Genomic DNA, 16,791 nt, shown 5'->3' with positions numbered 1-16,791 from the left:
TACGTTCTCCGCGGAACATGTGGTATTCAATCAACAAGCTGGGTTTTATAAAGACGGTAATAGGTTCGGGTATATCAAAGTAAAGATTATTGATTCTACAACCGTAATTGCGGGGGAAGAAGTGTATGCCTGTACATTAAAAGCGTACTCCAACATTCCGATACCTTTCTTTGGGAAAGAAACTACAACTGATGAATATAATACCATTGACCATAAACTGTATGTCCGCACAATAAAAACTGTTATTAAAACCCCGGAGGAAATCAGGAATATTGAGGGTACTTCTGTAAAAGATAAACTATGCCTCACGCTTGAATCATCTAAAGGGAAGAAAAAAAGTAAAGACCTACCCTTAAAACTTGGCGACTATACCGCCATGGGTATCGCGTTGTTCCTTATCAATAATGAATACAAAAAACCGAATGGTGTTTACAACATGTCGTATTTAAATGAAAACAAGATTGAGTGGTGCGATACAAAAGTTGAAACCCTGGGGAAAACCGCAACAATTATGTATAAAGGCCAGCAAGTGCCTGCATATAAGATAAAAGTATCAATCCCATGGCTATTGTTTTACCTTACCTTATATGTTGATGACAACCAAACTGTGTTGAGAGGAAACTTAGATGTTTTCGGGATCGATATTATCCCGGAAAAAGTTTACTCTACATCAAATTATCAATAGAAAAATGTTAGTTCAACCAACGCAAAGTCGTTCTTTACCTGATTCGCTAACCCAGCGTCTTTCTCATAATTCTTTTCGTATTCAAACTGTAGTTGCATGCCAGGTGCGAACCGCCAGACTGTTGAGAACACACCCTGGTATAGTTTCCAGGTTTGTGATAACGTAGGTTTTGCTTCCACATTCGGTGTGAGTTCACCGTAACGGCAAAGAAAATCGATCCACGGTTTCTGTACTTCTTTACCTTTATCCATTACTTTTTGTTTAAGTTGATACCCAAGCATTATTTGTGCGCCCGTAAGGCCGAACTCGCTGTTCTGCCCATAATAATATTCACCCTGGCAGATGATAGGGTCAAGCATTGTGAACATAAAATCAAGCCCGAGCCTCGATTTTGTTTTATCAGTCCACAACAAGGTTCCTGCGCGTCCCGCTGCGGTATTAACCGTAGCGAGGTCATTGTTTGACAACCGCCCGTATGTGCCGGAAAGGCCAATGTTTGCAATTTTATCTAATACAATCCCTAATCTCGCGGAGAGGTCTTTATTTATATCTGTATCATTACGCATTACGCCTGAGAATGTTTGGTCACGATCTGCCATTATAGCAACAACCTGCGCCCCTTCTCCAACGTTACGTGTTTTTATATCCGGCCCGTTGTGCAATCCAACGTTGAGTTCCAACATTTTGATTGGTTTCATTAAGTACTGTACGCCAATGATACGGTCCATTGTGAACGCCATTGATACCATCCCGTAATTCGTGGTCTTACGGCTAGGAAATCCGGGAACAAGGCCAAAACATGAGTTTCTTGATGCACCGACACGGATGATACCGTTCAACGGCATATTTTTAAAATCTACATACGCGTGTTCTAAAAAGAAATAGTTACCTCCGTAAATAAGCGCAGCAACTACGGCGTTTACGTTTTCATTAAGGTCTTTCTTCAATCCGAGTGACCATTCATCAAAACGGAACGTAAAATTCTCGTCAAGCGTACCCTGTTCTTCCCATAACGTCCGCAGGCGAACGTACCCGGAGAAGGTTAACGGCATCAACTCTTTTTTCTTTGGTACTTCCACTACTGCTACTGCCGGAGCTTGCTGCCCCACTGCTGTGGGTGCGTCTTCCGCGATTACCATACTAACCTGTGTAAGTAGAATCAAGCTGAGAAATACAACTAAAAACTTCTTCATTTTCCCTCCCTAATAAAATATTCCTTACAACAACAGGCTGTAAAAAATGTTAACAAATAAACATTTTTTATGCAACAATTAATTTTACCGTGTCCTTCCTTGACTTATTACATGGAATATATAGAATATACATTGATATTGCAGTCAGTAGTACCGCAGATATTTATTATAAGGAGGAAAGAAAAAGTTTTATGGTACACAAATCAAACTTGTTGTGCATCACGATGTCCGCATTACTGGCATTAACCTTGGTAGCCCCGGTGTTTACAGCAGAACCGGTTGTCCCTGTCCCCGCTGCTGCAACAACGCCCGTATCAGCGGATGTAATCAAAATCGGCGCTATATTCGCAGTAACCGGCCCGGCATCAAACCTTGGTGCGCCGGAAGCTAAAACCGCGGAGATGCTGGTTAAACAAATAAATACTGCCGGCGGAATTCTCGGTAAAAAAGTGCAGTTAATCATTAAAGATACCGGCGCAAGCCCGGAGAAAGCTATTTCGTTTGCAAAACAGTTGATTGAAGAAGAAAAAGTTTTTGCAATCATTGGCCCAACCACCAGCGGTGAAACAATGAAGATTAAAGATATATGTGAACAAGGAAAAACATTAATGCTTTCCTGTGCTGCAGCGGAAGTTATAGTTAACCCAGTTGCGAAGTATGTCTTCAAAACACCGCAAAATGACAGTGATGCGGTCCGCAAAATATTTGCAACCATGAAAAAACTTAAAATCTCAAAAATCGGCGTTATTGCCAGCAATACAGGGTTCGGTAACGCAGGTAAGGCGCAGGTAGAAAAACTTGCGACAGAACATTCTATACAAATAATCGCAAGTGAAGTCTATGACAAAGAAGCGACGGATCTCACAAGTGTATTAACAAAACTTAAATCCCAAAAAGTGCAGGCGGTGGTCAACTGGTCAATCGAACCCGCGCAGGCAATTGTTGCGAAGAATATGAAACAAATGAACTTCAATGTTCCGTTATTCCAATCCCACGGGTTTGGCAATATTAACTACGTAAAAGCTGCTGGTAAAGCTGCGGAAGGTATTATCTTCCCCTGCGGGCGCCTCCTTGTTGCGGAAACGTTGCCAGTAACGAATAAACAAAAAGAATTGTTGATGAAGTACAAAAAAGATTATGAAACCGAGTATAAAGAAGATGTCAGTACATTCGGCGGGCATGCGTATGACGCGATTCTGATAATCAGTAAAGCTATTGAAACCGCGGGTGTCGTTGATCCGGATAAAGCACGGGATGCGATTGAGAATACAAAAGGGTTAGTCGGTACTGCCGGGATATTCAACTTTACACCGACGGACCATAACGGTATTGATATTAACGGGTTTGAGATGTTAACCGTGAAAAACGGCAAGTTTGTGGTTTACGCGAAGTAATTGTTTTTTTGTATAAACCGAAAAAGGGAGTATTGATGTTGAAAACAAAATACTCCCTTTTTTAATCTTTTTATCAAATTAAACTTATGGGTATAGAACAGATATTACAATACTTTTTTTCGGGAATCACGATCGGTATTATCTATGCGATTACCGCTATCGGGTTCAATATCATATACAACACTACAGGGATAATAAACTTCGCGCAGGGCGAATTTCTTATGATCGGCGCGATGACGGCTATTACGCTGAACCAGTTTATGCCGTTACCCCTTGCGGTCCTATGTGCGGTAATAATCACAGCACTGCTTGGCGCCGTGATTGAACTTCTGTTTTTTCGTTGGCTCAACAACCCGGCAGTACTGAGAATGATAATCATTACGATTGGATTATCCATTGTCATGCGAGAACTCGCGTTACACATTTGGGGCAGGAACGTACAATCATTACCATACTTTACCGGTGACGAGTGTTCATCAATAAACATCTTTGGTGCGTATATCTCGCCGCAGGTATTGTGGGTACTAGGTATCTGCTGTATCACAGTCATTGCGCTGACACTGTTTTTTAAGTATACGCTTATAGGACAGTCAATGCGTGCATGCGCGGTTAACCGTACTGCTGCGCGGTTATGCGGGGTTAACGCCAAAAACATGGTAACCCTGTCGTTTATCCTAAGTGCCGCGATTGGCGCGCTTGCGGGATGCGTAATTTCGCCGATAACACAGACACGGTACGATTGCGGGACGGCTATCGCAATTAAAGGTTTTACTGTTGCAATCCTCGGCGGGTTAGGGAACAGTACCGCGGCAGTAGTTGCAGGGTTATTACTTGGGCTGATAGAATCGTACGGTATAATACTTATGCCGTTAGCGTATATCGACGCAATCTCAATTGTGATAATGCTGGCAATACTGTTTGTCCGCCCGGGCGGATTATTTGGGAATAAAGAAGCGTTGCGGCTGCAGGAGTTTTAAATATTTATGAAAAATATTTGGGGATACCTCAAGGGTTTTATTTTAAAACACTCATCCGCTATTACAGGGATAATAGCGGTAATCCTGCTTCAACAGATAATTTCATTTGGGGGTAAAGAGTTTATGCTTACCCAGCTCACAATGTCAGCGTATTACTCGCTTGTAGTTGTCGGGCTATGCATGCTAATGGGTTATGCCGGGCAAATATCTATGGGCCAGGCCGGGTTTTTTGCAATCGGAGGATACGTTTCCGCGGTACTTACCACCCAGAATTTAGCGGTTTATAAGGATACGGCGGTACTTAAAGTATTGGGTACTATCGGGATAATCGTAAAATCAAATGATATTTACGGTTCAACCCTATACTACCTTTCCCCGATGCTGGCATTGATACTCGCAGTGGTTATTACCCTTGGGATAGCATATATCATCGGTGTTCCGGTTTTAAAACTTAAAGGCCACTACCTTGCTATGGCGACGTTAGGGTTTGGGACAATAATTTATCGTATAGCGCTGGGAACAAAAATATTTGGAGAGGCAGACGGTATATCATCCGTCCCGGGATTTACGTTGATCCCGGGTTTATTGCAGGTGACCGGTCAAACAGGGTTTAAGGTACAGAATTATTATATCGCATGGATACTTGTGATCACAGGCATCATTATTGCTCAAAACATTATTAATTCAAGGGTAGGACGCGCATTACGTTCGTTACACAGCGGGGAAGACGCTGCGGAGTCTGTTGGGATTAATGTTTCAAAGTATAAACTTTATATTTTTATTATCAGTGCAGCCTTCGCTGCGGTAGCCGGTGTATTTCTTACGCACTACAACGGCGGGATTGGCCCGTCCGAAGCGGGTGTCATGAAATCCGTGAGGTACGTCTCAATCGTTGCTGTAGGGGGAATGGCAAATATCTGGGGTACGGTTATCATAGGTACGCTGTTAAACTTTTTATCCTTACGCGGCTACTTCGGGAGTTATGATGATATAGTATTCGGCGCGATACTGATAGCGATAATGCTTTTCACACCGGATGGCATCCTCCGGAAGTTTAGTTTTAGAAAGAAAGCGTAAATACAAGATATGAGCTTACTCGAGGTTATGGGGGTAAACAAACATTTTGGCGGCCTGCATGCCGTTAATAATGTTTCGTTTACTGTTGAGGAATGCACCATAAAATCCGTTATCGGGCCGAATGGCGCAGGGAAGACTACATTGTTTAACCTCATCGCGGGGTATCACCGTTTAGACAGCGGGGTTGTAGAGTTTAACGGGAAAACTATCCAGGGATTACACGCATACGAGATTACCTCAAGAGGAATTTCGCGGACATTCCAGAACATAAAATTATTCTCCAGGATGACAGTCTTAGAGAACGTTATGACCGGGCGACACGTAAGAACCTCAGCCGGATTTATCGCTGCGGCATTAAACACGCGTTCCGCAAGGAATGAAGGCCTGAAAATACGTGAGAAAGCGCGTGAACTACTTGAGTTGCTGCAGGTATCGGATTTAGAGGATCGCGATGCGGGAAGTTTACCGTTTGGTAAACAAAGGTATGTTGAGATAGCGCGGGCATTAGCTGCGGAACCAAAACTTTTATTACTGGATGAACCCGCTGCGGGCTTGAATATCCATGAGACACAAAGCCTTGCGGAGTTAATCCTGAAAATAAAATCAGCCCTGGGGATAACAGTTCTTATGGTGGAACACGATATGTCATTGGTAATGGATATCTCAGACTCCATAGCGGTACTGAACTACGGGGAAAAAATAGCTGATGGTACTCCAAAAGATATCCAGCAGAACCTTGAAGTTATTAAGGTGTACCTAGGAGACGATAGCGATGCTTAAACTCCGCAACCTTGAGTCAGGATACGGGAATCTTAAAGTATTACGCAAAGTGTCCCTGCACATAAACCCCGGCGAGATCGTTACGATCATCGGTGCGAATGGCGCGGGGAAAAGTACGTTGTTAAACACAATCTCCGGGGTGATCAAGCCACGGGGCGGCGAGATTTATTTCTCCGGTAACCGTATTGACGGGATGCCCCCCGAAAAAATTGTTACTCTCGGCACAGCGCTGATCCCGGAAGGACGCGAACTTTTTGCCTCAATGAGTGTCTACGAAAACCTGAGGTTAGGCGCGTACCCGCAGTACACACGGAAAAATGTTGATGAAATAAACCTTACACGTAACCGCGTACACGCCATGTTTCCTGTATTAAAAGACAGGCAATATCAGCTTGCGGGTACGTTATCCGGGGGTGAACAACAAATGCTGGCATTATCCCGTGCGTTGATGTCCAACCCAAAACTTATAATGATGGACGAACCTTCAATGGGCCTAGCGCCATTGGTAGTAAAAAAGATATTTGAAGCAATCACGCAGTTACGCAAGGATGGGATAACAATCTTGTTAGTTGAACAAAACGCGAAACTCGCGTTATCCGTTGCTGACCGCGGGTATGTTATGGAGACCGGCCAGGTGATGATTGAAGGCACCTCCGCTGACCTACTAAACAACCGTGATGTCCAGCGCGCGTATCTCGGGAAAGAATACAAAAAAATTAATGATTAACCGGAGGGGCAAAACACATGATTTATAACGCTAAATACGAGGCTATTAACCGTACAGAACTTGAACAATTACAGATTGAACGGTTACAGTTAACGCTTAACCGCGTGTACCGCAATGTTAAGTTTTACAAAAACAAGTTTAACGAGTATAACGTTAATATCGAAAATATTAACAGCGTTAATGACATAAAAAATTTGCCGTTCACCACGCATGACGATTTGCGTAACGCATATCCGTACGACATGTTTGCCGTACCGTTACGCGATATCGTAAGGATCCACACAACCTCGGGTACTACAGGTAAGCCTGTGGTAGTGGGCTACACAAAAAATGATCTGCATAACTGGTCGGAAGTTGTGGCAAGAACGCTTATCTCTGCGGGTGTTACAAACCAGGATATCGTGCAGATAGCGTTTAACTACGGCTTATTCACCGGCGGGTTCGGGTTTCACTACGGTGCGGAACGTATCGGCGCATCAGTGATCCCCGCGTCGGCAAGTGATAATTTTCAAAAACAGTTAACCATAATGCGCGATTTTAAAACCACGGTTATCCTCAGTACTCCGGGGTATATCCTCAGCATAATCCAGGCCGTAGCGGAAAGCGGGATCCACGCGGAACAATTATTCCTGAAGACCGGCCTTTTTGGTGCGGAACCCTGGAGTTTGTCACTACGCAGCTATATAGAAGAAAAACTGAGGATCAAAGCGTATGATACGTACGGGTTAAGCGAAATCATAGGCCCCGGCGTAGCCGCAGAATGCGAGTATAAATGCGGGCTGCATATAAACGAAGACCATTTTATAGTAGAAGTTATTGACCCGAAGACAATGAATCCTGTAAAACCCGGTGATCCCGGTGAACTCGTATTCACAACAATAACAAAAGAAGGATTCCCGCTTATCCGTTACCGCACAGGCGATATTTCGTCAGTAAACAATGTTTCCTGTACCTGCGGGCGTACCTTAGCGAGGATGACACGTGTTTCCGGCCGGACGGATGATATGATATTCTTCAACAGTACAAAATTTTTTCCGTCACAGATAGAAAAAGTTATTCTCACGGCGGAAGGCGTTGAACCGAACTACCAGATTATCCTTGATAACAAAGACGGGGCGGATACAATTGAGGTTAAGATTGAAATCTCGGATAAACTTCCCGCGTTTGATGAGATTAAGGGGTTGGAGTTGTTAAAGACAAATATTGTTAAATCCTTAGAAACTGAACTTGGGATTATGAAACCCAGGATTACGCTGGTGGAACCCAAATCATTGAAGTTCGTAGCGGATAATAAAACCGTGCGTGTGGTGGATAACCGTAAAAAATGAGATAGTAAACAACCAAACATCTTCTTTCGTTTTGTCTGCAAAACGATTATTGCGCGAGTACGGCTACCCACCCCGCATTGTCTATTATAAATCCCGGAAAAGTTGTAAAATATTGAGTGGGAAGGATTTTATGGGTAAAAATTAATGCCACGTTTTTTTATAGTTACATTATTGTTGATAGCAATAATTACAATTCAACCGCACAGCATAATCGCCGGACAGAATAAGTTTGTATTAACCGCTACAGCTGAGCTTAATGGTGACAAAAAAAGTGAAACCGTTACAGTGAAAGCCGTGGGAGACGCCGGTGATTTTGTGCTTACCATCGGTACAATCATTGTTAAAGATAAACTTTATACCGGTGCGCCGGATGGGTTTATTATTACCGATATTGATTCATCGGATAAATATAAGGAAGTAGCAGTGCATTCCCCGGGGCCAAGTGACGATGATGAGTATCTTATATACCAGTACACCGGTATTGCGGTTAAACAAGCAGGCCGGCTCGTACGGTGGCCGGTATTCCCGGGTAACGGTATTGTTTATGCGGATGACTGGCTGGGCTTCTGGAAAAAACGTGAGAAGTACGTGTTATCACAGGACCACGAATTGATCCCGGTCCCGCAGGAATTGTACTACGTAGGGGTTGCCGGTAAGGTTAAAGAATCGTTTATGTTATACAAATCACGGATGGAACGTATTATTGTCGCTACTCCGCGGGTGGGGAGCGAGGTTATATTACTTACCTGCGATGTATCCGGAAAGTATGTTGATACTGATAAAGGTGATGATATGACAGACTGGTTCCGTGACTGGTACCTCATAAAAACAGAAACCGGCCTCACAGGCTGGGCACAGTTGAATACGTTCTCCGAAAAACTTGATGGGCTGCCCTGGGCGGATTAACAAAAGAAAGAGTGAACCGTTTACGCCTGTATATCATCTACTTCTATGAAGGCTTTACAGGTGATACACCAGTAATTTTAAGGTAAATACATGTATAAGAAACCAAAAAGTAAACCCCGGGGTAAAGTAACGCAAAAACTTGCGTTACTGAAACCGGTACGCAAAGAGTACGATACTGAACTCAACCTTCTGGATGAACTATTAGAAGGCTCACCTTTTTTTCAAACATTCCTTACCCCGTTTGGTGTGGGAATAGAAGACGAATGGCCGCAGGTTAAGATCACGGAATCCGTGAAGGATTATACGGTAACCATTGCAGCACAGGGTGTGGATAGTAAAAGCGTGAAAGTTGAATATTTTAATAATATAGTATCAATCCGCGGTGAAAAACGTAAGGGTTCTGTGGAGAGAGATGATAAGGGCAACTGTATCCGCAGTGAGTGCTCCTATGGAGCATTCTCCCGGATGTTTACCTTACCCTGCGGTGTGCAGCAGCAAAGGATACGCACGACCATAGTTAATGGCGTATTAAAGATCGTCCTCCCGAAAACTATGAATGGCCGTAGCGGGAGCAGGAATACGATTATTGATAATTAGAAGGAGATAATTGAATATATATGAGACAAGATAAGTTCACAACAAAAGCACAGGATGTACTGATCTCCGCAAGTAGTTATGCTGAACAAAACGGGCATCAGGAGGTTACCTCGCTACATATCCTCCATGCAGCATTAACCCAGGCGGATGGTATTGTCCCGGCAGTAATGGCAAAGCTTAACATAAACGTTAACGCGTTAACCTCACAGGTAGTTTCCTTACTCTCAAGCATCCCGCAGGTTAGCGGTAATAGTGGTAATAATACACCGGGACAGTTGTACGTATCCCCGGACCTCCGCCGCGTGTTTGACTCTGCGTTTAATGAAGCTAAACGTATGAAGGATGAGTATGTTAGTACCGAACATTTATTATTAGGTATCCTATCCTCTACAGGCAGCCAGGCAGAACGCGTGCTCACAAGTAATGGTGTGACAAAAGAAAAAGTTTATACCGTACTTTCATCAGTCCGCGGGACACAGAACGTTACGGATCCCGATCCTGAGAGTAAGTACCAGGCACTGGAACGTTACAGCCGCAACCTAACCGACGCAGCTAAAAAAAGTAAGCTTGACCCTGTTATCGGCAGGGATGAAGAAATCCGTAGGGTAATACAGATCCTTTCCCGGCGTACAAAAAATAATCCGGTACTCATCGGTGAGCCCGGGGTGGGGAAGACCGCGATTGCGGAAGGGTTGGCACAGCGGATAGTATCGGGTGATGTCCCGGAAAGTTTGAAGAATAAACAGGTTATTTCTTTGGATATAGGTTCATTAATTGCGGGTGCGAAATTCCGTGGCGAGTTTGAAGACCGGTTAAAGGCGGTACTCAAAGAAATCTCAGCCGCACAGGGAAAGATTATATTGTTTATAGATGAACTCCACACAATTGTCGGGGCGGGTAATGCCGAAGGCGCGGTTGATGCGGCTAATCTCCTGAAACCCATGCTCTCGCGGGGTGAACTCAAATGTATAGGTGCAACAACACTTGATGAATACCGTAAGCATATCGAGAAAGACGCTGCGCTTGAACGCAGGTTCCAGCCGGTGATTGTTAATGAACCTTCGATTGAGGATACAATCGCGATCCTGCGGGGATTACAGGAAAAGTATGAACTTCACCATGGGATCAAGATTAAAGACAGTGCGCTGATTGCCGCGGCAAAATTATCAGCGAAGTATATATCTGACCGTTTTCTTCCGGATAAGGCGATTGACCTAATTGACGAAGCCGCTGCGCGTTTACGCGTAGAGATTGACAGTATGCCCGCTGAACTTGATAAACAAGCACGGCGTATACGGCAGTTAGAGATCGAACGTGAAGCGTTGAAGAAAGATTCTGATGAAAAAGCAAAAGCCCGGGCGGAAGAAATTGAGAAAGAGTTATCCGAGATACGTGAAGGATACGAAGAATTAAGGTTGAAATGGGAGAAAGAAAAGGAGGTTATTAATTCTATACACGCTACAAAAGAAAAAATTGAACACCTGAAGAATGAAGAACTCGCAGCGGAACGCGTGGGTGACCTCAACAAAGTTGCGGAATTACGGTATGGTACAATCCCGGATTTACAGAAGTTATTAGAGAACAAAAACGCGGAACTTAAGGATATCCAAAAAAATGGTGCGTTATTAAAAGAGGAAATCGGGGAGGAAGATATCGCGGTAGTGGTTAATAAATGGACCGGCATACCCGTAGCGCGGATGCTGGAGTCTGAAATGTCAAAATTATTGAAGATGGAAGACCGTCTTAGCCACCGTGTTATCGGTCAGCATGACGCGGTTACTGCGGTATCCAACGCAATCCGGCGCGGCCGTGCGGGCTTACAGGACCCTAACCGCCCGATTGGCGTGTTTATGTTCCTCGGCCCTACGGGTGTCGGGAAGACGGAGTTATCAAAAGCATTAACTGAATTTATGTTTGACGATGAGAATAATCTTATCCGTGTCGATATGTCGGAGTACATGGAAAAACATGCGGTATCGCGTATGCTGGGCGCACCGCCGGGTTATGTTGGGTACGATGAAGGCGGGCAGTTAACCGAACGTATCCGCCGTCGTCCTTATGCCGTGGTTTTATTTGATGAAATTGAGAAAGCGCATCCTGATGTATTCAATGTATTGTTACAAATCTTTGATGACGGACGCCTTACTGACGGGCAGGGGAGGACGGTTAATTTCAGGAATACGGTTATCATAATGACATCAAATATCGGGTCTGAAGGCGGGAATACCGAGGTTGAAGGTTTTGTTACTGATAATAAACGAAAAAAGACGGAACGGTTTAATAAAGATACTGCGTTTGAATTAATAAAAAAACATTTTCGGCCGGAATTCCTTAACCGTATCGACGAATTTGTGGTATTCAATTCATTGACAAAAGATAATATTATCGATATAGTTGATATACAGTTGGGGTTAGTGAATAAACGTTTATCCGACCGGCAGGTGAAGGTCGAGGTAACAAATTCAGCAAAAAAATGGATTGCTGATAAAGGATTTGACCCATCCTATGGAGCCAGGCCGTTAAAACGTGTGATCCAAACTAACGTCCTTAACCCGTTAGCCGTAAAAACAATGGAAGGCGTGTTCAAAGACGGGGATACAGTTGTTGTTGATACAGTTAAACGTGATGATATAACATTTTTGGAGTTAATAAAAAAATAAATGGGCGCGGCATTAGGTCAGCATTATTTAATAGATTCAAGTGTGGTACGTGATATAACAATAGCGGTTGCACCGGTAAAAGAAGATGTTGTATTTGAGATCGGGCCCGGGCGCGGGGTATTGACTGAACCGTTACTTGCTACCGGCACAAAAGTTGTTGCTGTGGAGATAGATCCAAAACTAACAAATTTTTTGCGTAAAAAGTTGAGGGCGTACCCTAACCTAGAACTCGTTAATGACGATGTTATGCGGTATGGGTTCACAAAAAAATTTGGTGAACTCAAGCTTGGAACCACAGGGAGGATACTTATCGCCGCGAACTTACCATACTATATATCCACACCGATCATACGTAAAGTATTGTCGTTACCACAATGGGCATACGCGGTTATTATGGTACAAAACGAAGTTGGGCAGCGTATGTGCGCAGCGCCGGGTTCTAAACGTTACGGGATACTGAGTATCGCAACACAAGCCTATGCGTCAACAGAAATTGTGAGAAGAGTACCCGCGGTTGCGTTTAAGCCTGTACCTAAGGTTGAGTCAATAATCGTTAAACTTACCCGCCGTGCAACGCCTTTAGTCCCCGCGGAGATTGAGGATACTTTTTTTGCGATTGTCCATGCAGCGTTTGGGCAGCGGAGGAAAACGTTAGCGAATACGCTTGACGGGTATGCAGGGATTAGTAAAGACGGTATTACCCAAAAACTTACCGTCGCGGGGATTGACCCGTCTGCGAGGGCGGAAACGTTGAGTATCGAACAGTTTATTCTTATCACCAAGACACTTCATACTTTTGTAAGATAATCGGAGGAATATGGGTAACATAAAAAACATAATAACTTTTGGGACGGACGGATGGCGGGGTATTATCGGGGATACCTATACCTACGCTAATGTAAGAATAATCTCGCAAGCATACGCGGATTGGTTAATAAAAACCCGGCAGTCAAGTAAGCCTGTGGTTGTGGGGTATGACCGCAGGTTTATGTCCGCGAAGTTCGCGCATACCGTTGCGGAAACTGTTGCGAGTAATGGTATTAAAGTTATACTTTCAGATAATCACTTACCAACCCCGGCATTATCATTGGCGGTAGTATCCCATAAATGTTCTTCCGGTGTGATGGTAACAGCATCGCATAATCCCGGTGAGTGGAACGGTGTTAAGTTCAAAGGGCCGTTCGGTGGTTCAGCGGATACTGATATCACATCCGCTATCGCAAAGGAACTTTATAAAAATGTTCCCAAGAATGAGGCTGCTAAGATAACAAAAAATCTTGCTACCCACAATTTTATGCAAAAATATGTTGATACACTCCGCAAACTTGTCCCTGTTGATAAACTTCACGGGCTTAACCTCGTGATTGATTCTATGCACGGATGCGGGGATGATATTATTGAACAGCTTATCGGGAAACGTAACCGCATAGATACAATCCGTGCGAACCCAGACCCTATGTTTGACGGTAAAAACCCGGAACCTATACTGTCTTGTATGCAGCCGCTGGTGGAAGAGGTTAAGTATGTAAAAGCACAGGCGGGCTTCGCTACGGATGGCGATGCGGACCGTTGCGGTGTGATTGATTCAAAAGGGCGGTTTGTTATCACCGCGAAAGTTGTTGCGTGCCTGATACCTTTTTTGTTGGAACACAAAAAATGGTCCGGTGAAGTTATTAAAACTGTTACTGTATCGCGTATAATCGATAATGTGTGTAGCCATTATGGGTTAATACTGCATGAAACACCGGTGGGGTTTAAGTATGTATGCAAACTTATGCGGGAACGCGATATCCTTATCGGCGGAGAGGAAAGCGGGGGGATCGGGTTCAAAAACCATATCCCCGAACGTGATGGCCCGCTGGTAGGGCTTATGCTGGCGGAGATGATCTATACGTATAAACAACCATTTGCGAAAACCGTGGAGGATATAGAAAAAAAGTTTGGGAAATATTTTTATGATCGTATAGACCTGCATTATAAGTACGACGATAAAATGTTAATTATTCCGAGGTTGGTTAAGAACCCGTTAAAAACTCTTACCGGCGAAAAAGTTGTTAAGGTAAGCGGTTATGACGGCATTAAATTCTGGACCTCCACAGGTAACTGGCTGGCAGTACGTACTTCCGGGACAGAGCCTGTAGTGCGGATCTACGCGGAATCTGAATCAATGAAGAAAACTGCGGGTATGCTGAACGAAGCGCGGGAACGGATATTATCACGTAAGTAAATGAAACCAACCCCGTGGTGCGTATACATAATCGAATGTAAGAATAACGCGTTGTATACCGGAATAACTAATAATATACAACAACGCTATACAGCGCATTGCGAAGGATGCGGGAGTAAGTATACCCGCGCATTCGGCGTGAAAAAGTTGGTGTACACCGAAAGAACAGAGGATAAATCTTCTGCATTGAGGAAAGAAGCTATGATTAAACGATTAACCCGTGAACAAAAAGTTGAGTTGATTAAGCGGAAAAATAAATTGTGAACATGTTACTTTAGATAAAATACTATTTTTTCGTTGCATCATCGAACATGTTCTGAAGCTCATTTTTGCTTTTAGTAACTTCTTTTTCTGTTTCCTGGAAAGCTTTGTCAACCTGGCGTTTGTTTTTGTCCAAGTTCTTTGCCAGGTTTCTTTTGTATTTATCAAAAGTTTTTACCATATCGTTGTTCCGGTACCACTTTTTTTCTTTATCCTGTCGATATAAATAATACGATATAAAAGCAAGTGCTAAAACTATGATGAACGCCACTATTTTTTTCATTTTATTACATAAACCTTTCAAACCGCTCTTTTGTGGCTTTACACACAGGGCATACACCCGGCGGGTCAGTTCTCGCTGCGAGGTACCCGCAAACTTTACAGCGCCAGACGGGATACGGTAACGGTTTACCTGCCGTTTCTGTTTGCCCGGAATTGCGTAGGTTGCGTTGTTCCTCATTCAACCGGCGGTCAGGGATTGAGGATAACTTCTTTTTTCCTTCCGCAACGTCTTTTGTTATGTACAACGCGCAGTAACACGCATCGTAGTCGTTAAGGTCAGAGTCGCGGTAGTCACACGGGCATATGAGGTCAAGGTCAGCAGTTTTATTGCCGGATGCCAACCGGCACGGGCATGCCTGGTACCCGTATCTTTGGATATTCGTCAGTAATCCGCGGATGAGGTCGTACACAAACCCGGTGTCCGGGTTTAAGAGGTAACCGTTAGTTTCTGCGTCAGATTTTAGTTTCTTATAAAACAGTTCTACCTGTTCCTGAGTGATTTCATCAGTATTCGACATATTCCTAATTACTTTAAACTCTTCTTAATCTTGTCTTCATCAAACCCGACGATACAATCTTTATCGTTAATCACTATGGTAGGGAATGATCCTACGGGGTTCCATTCATACACTACTTTTTTTAGTTCATCAAGGTCCGCGCCGGTTATTGTATCAACATCGATATACTCGTACTCCGCTCCCAGTGTTGCCAGCAACTGTTTTGTTTTCTTACACCACCCGCAGGTACTGAGTGCGTAGACCACAACCTTACCCTTGTTGTTTCCGTTAACCTTCGTATACTTCAGTGCCATAGAAAAATTGTCCTTTCGTTGTTATTTAAGATAAAACATTACTGTCTTCATAATTATATACACCCTTGGGTCATATTTCAATGCAAAAGATGGGTGAGAGTTTGCATCCAAATTCCAATGATAATTCCAACATCATTATTGTTCATAACCACCCCTCGGGGGATCCCACCCCAAGCGAAGACGATATTAGAGTAACCGCGAAACTCGCGAACTCCTGCAAGAACGTGGGGATAAACCTTATTGACCACATTGTTATTGGGGACACGAGATACGCTACGATAACCCCTAATGTCACGGGCTACCAAACAATACGTTGTGTTTTACCTTAATGTGAAGAACAAAGTTAACTCATGCGAGGTTTATGATAAGAGTATTAAAGAATTCAACACTACGGACATTTTGAGGAAAAGCATTTTGTACAACAGCGCGGGCGTAGTGGTCTGCACGAACGAACACTTTGTTGACGATAATTTCAGCAAGAAAGTATCAACCGACTTTATGAAGATGAGCATTGAGTTATTAGACATAATATCTGTGGACACAAAGAACAATACCAGCTTTAGCTACAAAGAATCTGGCTTTATACTATCCGAAAAAGCGCATGACCGCAATACAGCAGAGGAAGAACTTAAGGTCCATAACGAACATTTGTTGAGGATTTATAAGCCAGACAAAAAAGAAACTGAGAAACTTAAGAAAGAGATGGACGCTATCACCAAGAGGCTGAACTTACGGGCTGATTTAACTTATGACCAAAAACAGAAAATCTTTCTTGTATTTAACCCGGTTTTAGAGTTAGAATATTGTTGTTCCAGTCGTACATATCTTTTTATAGAACGAGGTGGAATATGTTTAAGAAACCAAAAGTGTTGTTCGCCGGGTATAA

19 protein-coding genes are annotated in these 16,791 nt (G+C 43.5%); 15 read left to right on the top strand and 4 right to left on the bottom strand.

Annotation, left to right across the window (positions count from 1 at the left end; translation table 11 throughout):
- Nucleotides 1–685, top strand: a 685-nt coding sequence (locus WC955_11025) for a hypothetical protein (GenBank protein MFA5859580.1), incomplete at its 5' end; no start/stop codon positions are given.
- Here the strand turns inward: WC955_11025 and WC955_11020 are convergent.
- The gene (locus tag WC955_11020) at nt 679–1,878 is read right to left on the bottom strand and encodes a hypothetical protein (protein MFA5859579.1); all 1,200 of its coding nucleotides are present in this window, start codon (nt 1,876–1,878) and stop codon (nt 679–681) included. The two genes, WC955_11025 and WC955_11020, sit on opposite strands and share 7 nt — an antisense overlap.
- A 191-nt stretch (nt 1,879–2,069) precedes the next feature.
- Between WC955_11020 and WC955_11015 the strand changes: the two genes are divergently transcribed.
- The 12 genes from WC955_11015 to WC955_10960 all read left to right on the top strand — a co-directional run bounded on the left by WC955_11015 (nt 2,070) and on the right by WC955_10960 (nt 14,815).
- Nucleotides 2,070–3,272: an ABC transporter substrate-binding protein gene (locus WC955_11015; protein ID MFA5859578.1), complete on the top strand. Its 1,203-nt coding sequence runs from the start codon at nt 2,070–2,072 to the stop codon at nt 3,270–3,272.
- Between the two features lie 86 nt (nt 3,273–3,358).
- Nucleotides 3,359–4,249 carry a branched-chain amino acid ABC transporter permease gene (locus tag WC955_11010; GenBank protein ID MFA5859577.1) on the top strand — a complete coding sequence of 297 codons (891 nt, stop codon included), beginning with the start codon at nt 3,359–3,361 and terminating at the stop codon, nt 4,247–4,249.
- Between the two features lie 6 nt (nt 4,250–4,255).
- Nucleotides 4,256–5,326: a branched-chain amino acid ABC transporter permease gene (locus WC955_11005; GenBank protein ID MFA5859576.1), complete on the top strand. Its 1,071-nt coding sequence runs from the start codon at nt 4,256–4,258 to the stop codon at nt 5,324–5,326.
- Nucleotides 5,327–5,335: 9 nt separating this feature from the next.
- Nucleotides 5,336–6,106, top strand: a complete 771-nt coding sequence (locus WC955_11000) for an ABC transporter ATP-binding protein (protein ID MFA5859575.1) — start codon at nt 5,336–5,338, stop codon at nt 6,104–6,106.
- On the top strand, nt 6,099–6,833 hold the full coding sequence (locus WC955_10995) for an ABC transporter ATP-binding protein (GenBank protein ID MFA5859574.1): 735 nt from the start codon (nt 6,099–6,101) through the stop codon (nt 6,831–6,833). Before WC955_11000 ends, WC955_10995 begins: the two co-directional genes overlap by 8 nt.
- A gap of 17 nt (nt 6,834–6,850) precedes the next feature.
- Nucleotides 6,851–8,161 carry a phenylacetate--CoA ligase gene (locus tag WC955_10990; GenBank protein ID MFA5859573.1) on the top strand — a complete coding sequence of 437 codons (1,311 nt, stop codon included), beginning with the start codon at nt 6,851–6,853 and terminating at the stop codon, nt 8,159–8,161.
- Nucleotides 8,162–8,305: 144 nt separating this feature from the next.
- Nucleotides 8,306–9,067 carry a hypothetical protein gene (locus WC955_10985; protein MFA5859572.1) on the top strand — a complete coding sequence of 254 codons (762 nt, stop codon included), beginning with the start codon at nt 8,306–8,308 and terminating at the stop codon, nt 9,065–9,067.
- 90 nt (nt 9,068–9,157) lie between these two features.
- Nucleotides 9,158–9,664, top strand: coding sequence for an Hsp20/alpha crystallin family protein (locus WC955_10980; GenBank protein MFA5859571.1), 507 nt, complete (start codon nt 9,158–9,160; stop codon nt 9,662–9,664).
- A gap of 20 nt (nt 9,665–9,684) precedes the next feature.
- A complete protein-coding gene (clpB, locus tag WC955_10975) occupies nt 9,685–12,324 on the top strand; it encodes an ATP-dependent chaperone ClpB (GenBank protein ID MFA5859570.1) in 2,640 nt (879 codons plus the stop codon).
- Complete coding sequence (rsmA, locus tag WC955_10970) at nt 12,325–13,131, top strand: 16S rRNA (adenine(1518)-N(6)/adenine(1519)-N(6))-dimethyltransferase RsmA (GenBank protein MFA5859569.1); 807 nt, start codon at nt 12,325–12,327, stop codon at nt 13,129–13,131.
- A gap of 10 nt (nt 13,132–13,141) precedes the next feature.
- Nucleotides 13,142–14,551 carry a phosphoglucomutase/phosphomannomutase family protein gene (locus WC955_10965; GenBank protein ID MFA5859568.1) on the top strand — a complete coding sequence of 470 codons (1,410 nt, stop codon included), beginning with the start codon at nt 13,142–13,144 and terminating at the stop codon, nt 14,549–14,551.
- Nucleotides 14,552–14,815, top strand: coding sequence for a GIY-YIG nuclease family protein (locus WC955_10960; protein MFA5859567.1), 264 nt, complete (start codon nt 14,552–14,554; stop codon nt 14,813–14,815).
- A 22-nt stretch (nt 14,816–14,837) separates the two neighbouring features.
- Here the strand turns inward: WC955_10960 and WC955_10955 are convergent, their stop codons facing one another.
- The 3 genes from WC955_10955 to WC955_10945 are packed head-to-tail and all read right to left on the bottom strand — an operon-like array spanning nt 14,838 to nt 15,905.
- Nucleotides 14,838–15,095, bottom strand: a complete 258-nt coding sequence (locus WC955_10955; protein MFA5859566.1) for a hypothetical protein — start codon at nt 15,093–15,095, stop codon at nt 14,838–14,840.
- 4 nt (nt 15,096–15,099) lie between these two features.
- Nucleotides 15,100–15,612, bottom strand: a complete 513-nt coding sequence (locus WC955_10950) for a ferredoxin-thioredoxin reductase catalytic domain-containing protein (GenBank protein ID MFA5859565.1) — start codon at nt 15,610–15,612, stop codon at nt 15,100–15,102.
- 8 nt (nt 15,613–15,620) lie between these two features.
- Nucleotides 15,621–15,905, bottom strand: a complete 285-nt coding sequence (locus tag WC955_10945) for a glutaredoxin family protein (GenBank protein ID MFA5859564.1) — start codon at nt 15,903–15,905, stop codon at nt 15,621–15,623.
- Between the two features lie 80 nt (nt 15,906–15,985).
- Here WC955_10945 and WC955_10940 point away from each other — a divergent pair, with 80 nt between their 5' ends.
- Both WC955_10940 and WC955_10935 read left to right on the top strand, forming a co-directional pair.
- Nucleotides 15,986–16,234, top strand: coding sequence for a JAB domain-containing protein (locus WC955_10940; protein MFA5859563.1), 249 nt, complete (start codon nt 15,986–15,988; stop codon nt 16,232–16,234).
- 1 nt (nt 16,235) lies between these two features.
- Nucleotides 16,236–16,791, top strand: a 556-nt coding sequence (locus WC955_10935; GenBank protein ID MFA5859562.1) for a hypothetical protein, incomplete at its 3' end; no start/stop codon positions are given.

The sequence above is a fragment of the Elusimicrobiota bacterium genome, from assembly GCA_041658405.1.
In the GTDB taxonomy this organism is placed as follows: domain Bacteria; phylum Elusimicrobiota; class UBA5214; order JBBAAG01; family JBBAAG01; genus JBBAAG01.
This window is presented reverse-complemented; position numbering and strand designations above follow the sequence as displayed.